This window comes from Janthinobacterium sp. (assembly GCF_031995485.1).
GTDB lineage: Bacteria > Pseudomonadota > Gammaproteobacteria > Burkholderiales > Burkholderiaceae_D > Janthinobacterium.
Genome location: NZ_DAMAGB010000014.1, coordinates 82,169 through 92,998 on the forward strand (window position 1 = coordinate 82,169; position 10,830 = coordinate 92,998).

Annotated in this window: 10 protein-coding genes; 7 read left to right on the forward strand and 3 right to left on the reverse strand. The window is 63.8% G+C overall.

Annotation, left to right across the window (positions count from 1 at the left end; all coding sequences use genetic code 11):
• Window positions 1-9: 9 nt before the first annotated feature.
• The 7 genes from RTQ46_RS11050 (at window position 10) to ahpF (ending at window position 8,331) form a co-directional block, all read left to right on the forward strand.
• Window positions 10-1,056 (forward strand): LacI family DNA-binding transcriptional regulator, encoded by a 1,047-nt coding sequence (locus RTQ46_RS11050; protein WP_312436538.1) that lies wholly within the window; start codon window positions 10-12, stop codon window positions 1,054-1,056.
• A complete protein-coding gene (gene rbsK / locus RTQ46_RS11055; protein WP_312436539.1) occupies window positions 1,053-1,964 on the forward strand; it encodes a ribokinase in 912 nt (303 codons plus the stop codon). Before RTQ46_RS11050 ends, rbsK begins: the two co-directional genes overlap by 4 nt.
• Before the next feature lie 4 nt (window positions 1,965-1,968).
• Window positions 1,969-2,361 (forward strand): D-ribose pyranase, encoded by a 393-nt coding sequence (gene rbsD / locus RTQ46_RS11060; RefSeq protein WP_312436540.1) that lies wholly within the window; start codon window positions 1,969-1,971, stop codon window positions 2,359-2,361.
• A gap of 112 nt (window positions 2,362-2,473) precedes the next feature.
• Window positions 2,474-5,299, forward strand: a complete 2,826-nt coding sequence (locus RTQ46_RS11065; RefSeq protein ID WP_312436542.1) for an EAL domain-containing protein — start codon at window positions 2,474-2,476, stop codon at window positions 5,297-5,299.
• Between the two features lie 182 nt (window positions 5,300-5,481).
• Window positions 5,482-5,898, forward strand: a complete 417-nt coding sequence (locus RTQ46_RS11070) for a DUF3597 domain-containing protein (protein ID WP_312436543.1) — start codon at window positions 5,482-5,484, stop codon at window positions 5,896-5,898.
• 167 nt (window positions 5,899-6,065) lie between these two features.
• Window positions 6,066-6,629: an alkyl hydroperoxide reductase subunit C gene (gene ahpC / locus RTQ46_RS11075; RefSeq protein WP_312436544.1), complete on the forward strand. Its 564-nt coding sequence runs from the start codon at window positions 6,066-6,068 to the stop codon at window positions 6,627-6,629.
• A gap of 106 nt (window positions 6,630-6,735) precedes the next feature.
• Entirely contained in the window at window positions 6,736-8,331 is a 1,596-nt protein-coding gene (gene ahpF / locus RTQ46_RS11080; protein WP_312436545.1) for an alkyl hydroperoxide reductase subunit F, read from the forward strand.
• A gap of 72 nt (window positions 8,332-8,403) precedes the next feature.
• Here the strand turns inward: ahpF and RTQ46_RS11085 are convergent, their stop codons facing one another.
• From RTQ46_RS11085 to RTQ46_RS11095, 3 genes are all read right to left on the reverse strand, one after another.
• Window positions 8,404-8,742, reverse strand: a complete 339-nt coding sequence (locus RTQ46_RS11085) for a CzcE family metal-binding protein (protein ID WP_312436546.1) — start codon at window positions 8,740-8,742, stop codon at window positions 8,404-8,406.
• A gap of 118 nt (window positions 8,743-8,860) precedes the next feature.
• Window positions 8,861-9,475 (reverse strand): ATP-binding cassette domain-containing protein, encoded by a 615-nt coding sequence (locus RTQ46_RS11090; protein ID WP_312436547.1) that lies wholly within the window; start codon window positions 9,473-9,475, stop codon window positions 8,861-8,863.
• 2 nt (window positions 9,476-9,477) lie between these two features.
• Window positions 9,478-10,632, reverse strand: coding sequence for a hypothetical protein (locus RTQ46_RS11095; RefSeq protein ID WP_312436548.1), 1,155 nt, complete (start codon window positions 10,630-10,632; stop codon window positions 9,478-9,480).
• Window positions 10,633-10,830 lie beyond the last annotated feature (198 nt).

Genomic DNA, 10,830 nt, shown 5'->3' on the forward strand with positions numbered 1-10,830 from the left:
TCCCCGGTCATGGCGACCATCAAACAGGTAGCGCAGGTGGCGGGGGTGTCGTTTACCACCGTCTCCCATGTGCTCAACAATACGCGTCCCGTCAGCGACGAGGCGCGCGCGGCCGTGCTGGCGGCGGTCGAGCAGCTGCATTACGTGCCCAGTGCGCTGGCGCGTTCGCTGAAATGCCGCAGCACCGGCACCATCGGCCTGATCATTCCGAACAATACCAATCCGTATTTTTCGGAGGTGGCGCGCGGCATCGAGGACAGCTGCTACGCGGCCGGCTACAGCGTGATCCTGTGCAATTCCGATGACGACCCGGTCAAGCAGCGCGAGTACCTGAACGTGCTGCTGACCAAGCGCTGCGACGGCCTGATCCTCTCGGCCCTGGCCGACCGCGATGGCGAATTGCTGCACAAGATGAAAGTGCCGGCCGTGCTGCTTGACCGCGCGCCCTGCGACCTGTCGCTCGATGCGGTGGCGGTCGACAACCGCGCCGGCGGCCTGCTCGCTGCGCAGCATCTGCTGGCACAGGGACGCCGCCGCATCGGCTGCATTGCCGGCCCGCAGGAAGTGAGTATCTCGAACGAGCGCATCGACGGCGTGCGTGGCGCCATGCACGACAGTGGCGTGGCGTTTGACGGGGCCTTGCTGCGCCATGCCGACTTTACCAGTGCCGGCGGCTACGCGGCCGCGCAGGCACTGCTGGCGCTGCCGGCTGGCCAGCAGCCCGACGCGCTGTTCTGCTGCAATGACCTGATGGCGTTCGGCGCCCTGCGCGCCGCTGCCGAGCGCGGCATTGCCGTGCCGGGCCAGCTGGCCGTGGTGGGCTTTGACGATATTGATCTCGCCAGCTTCGTGCATCCGCAATTGACCAGCGTGGCGCAAAATACGCGCGAGCTCGGTCATATCACGGCCGCCTGCCTGCTGGCGCGCATCGCCAACCCCGACTTGCCGCGCCAGCAGCGCAGCGTCGCACCCGCGCTGCATGTGCGCGGCTCGTCCGACGCGGCCGCTGCCGGCGCTTTTTTACCTTCTACTGAACTGATGGGAATGACACCATGATCGTGGTTATCGGCAGCATTAACATGGACCTGGTCTTGCGCGTGCCGCGCATGCCGCTCCCCGGCGAAACCCTGACGGGCGGCGCCTTCCGTACTATTCCTGGCGGCAAGGGTGCCAACCAGGCCGTGGCCTGCGCGCGCATGAGCGGCAAGGTCGAGGCCGGCGGCCAGCAGGTGGCCATGGTGGCCTGCGTCGGCGACGACGAATTCGGCGCCACCCTGCGCGCCGCGCTGGTATCTGACGGCATTATCGACAGCCATGTCACCACCGTGCCGGGCGTGGCATCCGGCATCGCTTCGATCCTGGTCGACGACAACGGCCAGAACAGCATCGTGCTGGCCGGCGGCGCCAACGATTGTTTGAGCCCGGCGCATATCGATGCCGCCAAGGAACTGATCGAACAGTCCGACATCGTCGTGCTGCAGCTCGAAGTGCCGATGGCTACCGTGATGCATGCGATCAGGCTGGCGCGCTCGCTGGGCAAGACCGTGGTGCTGAACCCGGCGCCGGCCGCCAGCGTGCCTGCCGATGTGCTGGCCTTGGTCGACTACCTGATTCCGAACGAAATCGAAGCGGCCATGCTGGCCGGCGGCGAGGTCGACGCCAGCGACGTGAAAGCACTGGCCGCCGCACTGCAGAAGCAGGGCAGCGACAATATCATCATCACGCTTGGCGCCAAGGGCGTGCATGCGGGGCTGTATGGCGGCGACTACGACTTTCCGGCGCAGGCGGTGCAGGCGGTTGACACCACCGCCGCCGGCGACACCTTTATCGGCGGCTTCGTGGCCGGCCTGGCTTCCGGTCTCGATGAAGCCGAAGCAATCGCGCAGGGTCAGCGCGCGGCTGCCTGGAGCGTCACCAAGCCCGGTGCGCAAACTTCAATCCCTTACCTGCACGAATTGTTCTAAGCCCATGAAAAAATCACCGCTGCTCAATATTGCACTGTCGCAACTGGTCGCCTCGCTGGGCCATGGCGACATGGTCGTTATCGGCGACGCCGGCCTGCCGTCGCAGCCCGGCGTGCCGCTGATCGACCTGGCGCTGACGCATGGCATTCCGGGCTTTGTCGATACCGTGAAAACCGTGCTCAGCGAAATGCAGGTCGAGCACCACTTCCTGGCCAGCGAATTGCCGCACCATAATCCGGCCATCGCCGGACAGGTGGCGGAGCTGGGCTTGCCCGACGCGCGCCAGCTGTCGCACGAGGAGTTCAAGCTGCTGAGCCGCCGTGCGCGCGCCATCGTGCGCACGGGCGAATGCACCCCGTACGCAAATGTAATCCTGGTGGCGGGTGTTGTATTCTAGTGTGCAAACAGCAATGTTATTGCATCTGATGAAATAATATTTCACTGGCGATGCGGTGCGGCTACAATAGCAGTACCCTGCCAACTCGGCAGTTTATCTATGGTTCCCAGCCATGCCGATGGAAGCCCGCGCCGCCTCCTGCCAGTCACTGCCACCCGCTGGCAGGCAGGATTTCGGCTGGCTTGCCCTGTTGTTCATCCTGTTCTGCATCCACCCTCCGGCCCTGGCGCTGGAGCGGGTCGTGTTACAACTCAAGCATATCCATCAGTTCCAGTTTGCCGGCTATTACGCCGCCATCGAGCAGGGCTATTACCGCGAGGCGGGCCTCGACGTGCAACTGGCCGAAGGCGTGGACGGCCGGCGCGTCGACGAGGCCGTGCTGTCCGGCCAGGCTGACTATGGCGTCGGCGGCAGCAGCCTGTTGCTGGGCCGGCTGGCCGGCAAGCCGGTGGTGGTGCTGGCCGTGATCTTCCAGCATTCGCCGGTGGTCTTGCTGATGCGCCAGCAGGGCGGCGCGCCCGATGTGCGCCGGCTGGAAGGCGCCAATGTGATGGTCGGCGCGCCCGGCGATGAAGCCTCGCTGTTGCTGAGCAAGATGGGCATCGCCCGCAATGCCATGCTGCATGTGCCGTCCAGCGACCGGGCGGGTGACCTGATCGCGGGCAGGATCAGCGCCATTTCCGCCTATTCGACCAACGAGCCCGACTACCTGGACCGTGCCGGCATGCCGTATTACCAGTTTACGCCGCGTACGGTGGGCATCGATTTCTATGGCGACAACCTGTTTACCAGCGAGCACGAGCTGCGCCGCCGCCCTGAGCGGGTCAAGGCGTTTCGCGCGGCCAGCCTGCGCGGCTGGCAATATGCGATGCGCCACCGTGAAGAGATGGCCAGGCTGATCCACGCCAGGTACAGCCAGCGCCACGATATCGCGCATCTGCTGTACGAAGCGCAGCAGATGGAATTGCTGCTGCAGCCGGTGCTGGTCGAGCCCGGCTACATGAATCCATTGCGTTGGCAGCATATTGCCGATACCTATGCGGCGATGGGCATGCTGCCGGCGGGCGCCACCGCCAGCCGCGCTTACCAGGGTTTTCTGTACCAGCCGCAAGTTGACGCCGATTTGGGCTGGCTGTACCTGTCGCTGGGCGTGGCCGGCAGCCTGTTCGCGGTGGCCGCAGTCGTGCATTTCACCAGCCTGGCGCGCGAACGGCGGCGCAGCGAGCGCACCATCCGCCAGGGCGAAGTGCGCTTTCGCACCATGTTCGAAGAGTCGCCGATGGGCATCGCGCTGATCGATACCGTCAGCGGACAATTTCGCGACATTAACCCACGCTACCTGGCCATCACCGGGCGCAGCCTTGAGCAACTGCGGCATTGCACCTGGCGCGATATCACGCATGCCGACGATGTGGCGTTCGAGCAGGAGGAACTGGCACAGTTGCTCGCGCACCAGCTGCAGGGCTTTCGCCATGCCAAGCGCATCGTGCGTCCTGATGGAGCCATCGTCTGGGTCGACGCTGCCGTGACGGCCATCGAAACGGCGGGCGAGGGCGGCCCGCACCATCTGTGCATGCTGGAAGACGTGACGGACAAGCGCGAGAGCGAGGCGCTGATCTGGCAGCAAGCCAATTTCGATGCGCTGACCCAGCTGCCGAACCGGCGCATGTTCCACGAGCGGCTGCGCCATGCGCTGGCCCAGGGACGCCGCGAAGGCGCGCGCATCGCCGTGCTGTTCATCGACCTCGACCATTTCAAGGAAGTCAACGACACCCTGGGCCACCACCAGGGCGACATCCTGCTGATCGAGGCGGCCCGCCGCATCCGCCTGGGCGTGCGCGAAACTGATACCGTGGCGCGCCTCGGTGGCGATGAATTTACCGTGATCCTGCCCGACCTCGACGATTTGCAGCAGATCGACCGTATTGCGCGCCACATCCTGGGCAGCCTGCAGGCGCCATTTGTGCTGGGCCAGGAGCAGGCGTTTGTGTCGGCCTCGATCGGCATCACGCTGTCCCCGGACGATGCCGACAATATCGAAGACCTGCTCAAGCATGCCGACCAGGCCATGTATGTGTCGAAGGGTGCCGGGCGCAACCGCTACAGCTACTTTACGCCGGCGCTGCAGGTGGCGGCCGTCAACCGCATGCGCCTGTCGGCCGACTTGCGCACCGCGCTGCGCGAGCGCCAGATGCAATTGCACTACCAGCCGGTGGTGGACGTGCGCAGCGGCCACCTGCTCAAGGCGGAAGCACTGCTGCGCTGGAATCATCCGCAGCGCGGCTTGCTGGCGCCGCTTGACTTCATTGCACTGGCGGAAAGCAGCGGCCTGATCGCGGAAATCGGCGACTGGGTGTTTCATACTGCCGCGGAACAGCTGCAGCGCTGGCGCGCGCAGGGCCACGCCATCGGCTGGCCCGGCTTGCAGATCTGCATCAACCAGTCGCCGCTGCAATTCCTGCGCGAAGGCGAAGCGCCGGGCGCCTGGCTGCGCCACCTGCAGGCACTGGACCTGCCCGCCAGCGCCATCGTGCTCGACCTGACCGAAGAGGTGCTGCAGGCTGCCGGCAGCGGTGTGGTGCGGCGCCTGGCCGAACTGCGCCAGGCCGGCGTGCAGATTGCGCTCGACGATTTCGGCAGCGGACTGGCCTCGCTGACGCAGCTGCAGCAGTGCGGCATCGACTACCTGAAGATTGACGGCGCGTTTGTGCACCGGCTGGCGCCCGGCGCCAGCGAGCTGGCCCTGTCCGAAGCCATTGTGACCGTGGCCCACAAGCTGGGCATGCGCGTGATTGCTGAAGGCGTGGAGACGCCGGCCCAGCGCACGTTGCTGTTGGGAATGGGTTGCGACGAGGCGCAAGGTTTCCTGTTTTCAACACCACTGGCCATCGACGATTTCAATCTGCGGTGGCTCGCGCAATATTCCTTGGCCACTTGAAACAGGTGCTGCGCACCGCCAGTTGAGGCATGTCAGCGGGACGCAGGGTGGCGCCACTCCCGGCTTATACTCGTCGTGCTGGTGCCTGCGCCCGGCCCGGCATTTACAGATAAATCGTGACCGCTCAAGCCACTGGCGCGCAGGCAAAACTTCTTCCATTCACTAACCTACGAGGTGCATACATGGGCATTTTCAGCAATATCTACAACAAGATTTTCCATCACGGCGACGCCGCCAAACCGGCCGCCCCTGCAGCGCCAGCGCCAGCTGCGCCGGCACCGGCCGCACCAGCGCCCGCCGCCGCCCCGGCTCCTGCAGCAGCACCGGCCGCGCCAGTGCAAACCGTCGACGTGGAAGCCGTGCTGACCAGCCTGGCCGAGAAAAACCCGGAAAAGCTCAACTGGCGCACCTCCATCGTCGATCTGCTGAAACTGCTGCAACTCGACAGCAGCCTGGCCTCGCGCAAGGAACTGGCGCAGGAACTGCATTTCACGGGCGATACCAACGATTCGGCCAGCATGAATATCTGGCTGCACCGCCAGGTGATGACCAAGCTGGCCGCCAACGGCGGTAAAGTACCGCAGGAACTGCGCGACTGATCCGCAAACTACGTGTTGTACAACAAAATGGGAACTGCCTGACGGCGTTCCCATTTTGTCATGATAGTCAAAAACAATTGAATCTATTGTGACAATCAATTTTGAATATCACATAAAACCCTTTACACTAGGGTCTTACTGATTCACAACCCCGAGAGGAAATGACCATGTCGCTTATCAATACCCAAGTTAAACCATTCAAGGCAACTGCATACCACAACGGCAAATTCGTCGACTTGACGGAAGAGTCCCTGAAAGGCAAGTGGTCGGTATTCGTGTTCTACCCAGCCGACTTCACCTTCGTTTGCCCAACCGAACTGGAAGACCTGGCCGATAACTACGCCGCATTCCAGCAACTGGGCGCCGACGTGTACGGTATCTCGACCGACTCGCATTTCGCACACAAAGCATGGCACGACACCTCGGACGCGATCAAGAAAGTGCAATACGCACTGATCGGCGACCCGACCGGCGCCCTGTCGCGCAACTTCGAAGTCATGATCGAAGAAGAAGGCATGGCACTGCGCGGTACCTTCGTCATCAATCCTGAAGGTTTCATCAAAGTGCTGGAAGTGCATGACAACGGCATCGGCCGTGACGCATCGGAACTGCTGCGCAAAGTCAAGGCTGCCCAATACGTTGCTGCTCACCCAGGCGAAGTTTGCCCAGCCAAATGGACCGAAGGCGCCGCCACGCTGACCCCATCGCTGGACCTGGTCGGCAAGATCTAAGACTTGATGCCTTGAAACATCTCGTAGCACACAAGTAGTTACCGCGATGCCGGACCGGGCGTCCGGCCCGGCATCCGCCTAAATATTTGTAAAGGAAGAAAACATCATGTTAGACGCAACCCTCAAAACCCAACTGAAATCCTACCTGGAAAAAGTGGTGTATCCGCTTGAGCTGGTCGCTTCTCTCGATGACAGCGCAAAAGCCCGCGAGATGAAAGAATTGCTCCAGGAAATAGTCCTGTTGAGCGACAAGATCACGCTGGTCGAGCGCACTGACGCTGGCGTGCGCGCCCCGTCGTTCAGCATCAACCGTGCCGGCACCGATATCGGCGTGCGTTTCGCCGGTGTGCCGATGGGTCATGAATTTACCTCGCTGGTGCTGGCGCTGCTGCAAGTGGGCGGCCACACCATCAAGTTCGACGAGGCCGTGATCGAACAGATCCGCAACCTCGACGGCGATTTTGAATTTGAAACCTTTATTTCGCTGTCCTGCCATAACTGCCCGGAAGTGGTGCAGGCGCTGAACGCCATGTCGGTGATTAATCCGCGCATCAAGGTCACCACCATCGATGGCGGCGTGTTCCCGAAAGAAGTCGAAGAGCGCCAGATCATGGCCGTGCCGATGATGTTCCTGAACGGCCAGCATTTCGGCCAGGGCCGCACCAATGTCGAGGAAATCCTCGCCAAGCTCGACACCAATGCCGGCGCCCGCCAGGCCGAAGCACTGAGCAAGAAAGACGTGTTCGACGTGCTGATCGTCGGCGGCGGCCCTGCCGGTGCGGCCTCGGCCATCTACGCGGCCCGCAAAGGCATCAAGACCGGCGTGCTGGCCGAGCGTTTCGGCGGCCAGGTGCTCGACACCATGGCGATCGAAAACTTTATTTCGATCAAGGAAACCGACGGTCCGAAGTTTGCCGTGGCGCTGGAGCAGCACGTCAAGACCTATGAAGTCGACATCATGAATACCCAGCGCGCCGCCAAGCTGACGCCAGGCAAGCTGATCGAGATTGAAACGGCCGGTGGCGCCGTGCTGAAAGCGAAAACCGTGATCCTGGCGACCGGCGCCCGCTGGCGCGAAATCAACGTGCCGGGCGAGAAGGAATACCGCAACAAGGGTGTCGCCTACTGCCCGCACTGCGACGGCCCGCTGTTCAAGGGCAAGCGCGTGGCGGTGATCGGCGGCGGCAACTCGGGGGTGGAAGCGGCGATCGACCTGGCCGGCCTGGTAAAACACGTGACCCTGATCGAATTCGGCGCAGAACTGCGCGCCGATGCGGTACTGCAACGCAAGCTGCGCAGCCTGGCCAATGTCACCGTGATCACCTCGGCGCAAACCACCGAGATCCACGGCGACGGCAAGATCGTCAATGGCCTGAGCTACACCGACCGCGTCAGCGGCGCGTCGAACAGGGTCGAGCTGGAAGGCGTGTTCGTGCAGATTGGCCTGGTGCCGAACACCGAATGGCTGAAGGGTACCCTGGCCTTGTCGCGCCACGGCGAGATCGAAGTCGATGCCCGCGGCCAGACCTCGATCCCCGGCGTGTTTGCCGCCGGCGACGTCACCACGGTGCCGTACAAGCAGATCATCATCGCCACCGGCGAAGGCGCCAAGGCTGCCTTGTCCGCCTTTGATCACCTGATCCGTTCGGGCGATGAAGAAGTGGTGGAAGAGTCGGCCTCGAAGGAAGCCATGACGGCGTAAGCTGTCTCACTGCAAAAAAACCGGAACCGCCGCGAGGCCGTTCCGGTTTTTTCATGCGCGAGCGCAAAGTGGTCAGCTGCCCGAATACAAGGGGTTGCTGGCCACATACACCTTGATGCCATCGACCGCCATGGTTGTCGGCGCGATCTCGGCCAGGAGGAACATGGTGCGGTTGCCCCAGGTGTCGACATGCCAGCTGAAGCGCTGGCCGGCGCGCTCGATGGTGACGGTTTCGCCGCGCGTGACATTGATATGGCGGGTGTCCGCTTGCAGCGTGATGGTGCGCTGGGCGGCTGCCGCAGGCGCGGGCGTGCCGTAGTCGGCGGCGGCGCCGGTCGGGCCTGCAGCGTGGACGGTAGCGAAAGCGAGGGTGCAGGCGAGGGCAAAGGTAGCGCGAGGAATGTGAAACATGCAGATCTCCGGAATGCCGGCCCTGGATAAGAGCCATATGTTGTGGGAGCGCGCCGGGATCGCCGGCAGGCGCAGCCGGCATGCTAAGCCGGTTGTGCCTGAACTGCAAAGCGGTATTTCACAATTGCACGGTTGCCGCCAGCGGCAGTTGCGGCTCCAGGTGGCTGGTCAGCACGATGCACTGGCGCGCCAGGCGGCCCGCATCGGACAGGCGCTCGCGCAGATACGCCATCGCATCGGCATCGAGTCCGTTGAACGGTTCATCGATCAGCAGCAGTTTCACCGGCAAGGCCAGCGCCAGCACCAGCTGCAGCTTCTTGTGCTGGCCCAGCGACAGCGCAGTGATGCTCTGTTGCATGCTGCCGGCCATGGCAAACGCATCAAGCTCTGCTTGCACGCGCGCCGGCTCGCTGCCCGGATACAGCGCCAGGTGCAGGTCGAGAAATTCGGTGACCGTCAGCCAGGGCAGGGCGGGTGTATCGCCGCCGCAATAAAAGGTCTGCATCCGATAGGCCAGCGGCATGCCGGCGCTGTCGGTCTGGTCCAGGCGCACGGTGCCGTGCAGTGGCGCCAGCGCGCCGCCCGCCAGTTTCAGCAGCGTGGTCTTGCCGGCGCCATTGGCGCCGCGCAGCCAGGTAATGCCGGGGCCGAACTGCCGGCTGTAGCCGGTGAAGACCGCGTGGGTGGCAAAGTGAAAATCGAGCTGTTCAATATGCAGGGTGGGCGAGGGCATGTTCAGTTCCATAGTTCGCTGCCGATGGCGGTCAAGATCAGGATGGCAAACACCACCAGCGCCACCCTTGCCCGTGCGGACAGGCGGGGCAGGCCAACGATGGCCAGCAGGGCGCAACTGGCCGTGCATGCATACACGAGCGCGACGCGCTGCTGCAGGACGGCCGGGGTGGTGGCCTGCAGCAGCGCGGCGGCTGCGACCAGTACGGCAAAGCCCGGCAGCAGGCTGAAAGCGCAGGCCAGGCGGATCAACGGCGTGCAGGCGATCGGCCAGGCGGCCAGGGACGGACGCAACAGCGTCAGCTGCTCGCGCACGGCCTTGTCGCCGCGGTCGGTAATCAGCACCAGGCTGGCGCTGGCCAGCAGCGCCAGCAAGGGCGCCGGCACGAGTGGCACGCGCAGCAGCCAGGCCAGCATGCTGATGACGGCGCCTGCCAGCAGCAGGCTTTGCTGGATGCCGACCACGTTGTCCGCGCGCCAGAATGGCAGCCAGAACAGGCGGCGCCACACAAACATGGTAGTCCAGCGCGGTGCGACGGATGCCAGGCGGACAGCTGCCGTTTGCCTGGCGTGCCGTACCGGACGTGGCGCCGCCATGCGCAGCTTGAAGATGCAGGCCGTCAGCAGCCAGGACAGCAGCCAGCTGGCGCCGATGGCGGCCATGCCTTGCGCCGCGACCGGTCGCAGCCAGGCCGGCGACTGGTACAGCCAGACGCCGGCAGACGCCGCATAGGCCAGCGCCAGCGGCGCCATCAGCATGGCGGCCACGCCCGCATCGGCTTGCCAGCGTAAAGCCGGCGTCAGGGGCAGGGCGCGCAGCCAGGCCGCGACCGGTGCCGGCAGCAGGCGCTTGCGCAGCAGCCAGGCGGGCAGGCAGGTGGCCAGCGCCTGGGCGCCGATGATGGCCAGCGCGGCTGGCCAGGGCAGCGTGGCCGCATGCAGGCACGGCAGGGCCAGCACGCTCAGCAGGCCCAACAGCAGCGGGCCTGCCAGCAGCACCAGGATTTCCACGGAGCTGGCGAGGCTGGCGACAAACTGGCGCAGCGCGTGATGGGTCAGGCGCAGTCGCAGCAGCAGATAAGGATGCGGATTGCCGGACAGGCGCATGGGGGAAAGGAAAACGATGGTGGGTGATTCTAACAGCAGGGAACCGGCCATGATGCCGTCAAGTTGGCGTCTTTTTAACCCAAAAGCAACTTCCGGAGTCGGACCCTCAGGGTCCGACTCCGGCCTATGCGCCGTCGGGGGGGGAATGCGCCAATGTACTGGGTCGCTTTGTTTGAAGTATGAAAACTGACCCAGAAATGGGAAAAGCCCTTCGGTTCAGAGAACCAAAGGGCTTTTCTTTTATTGGCG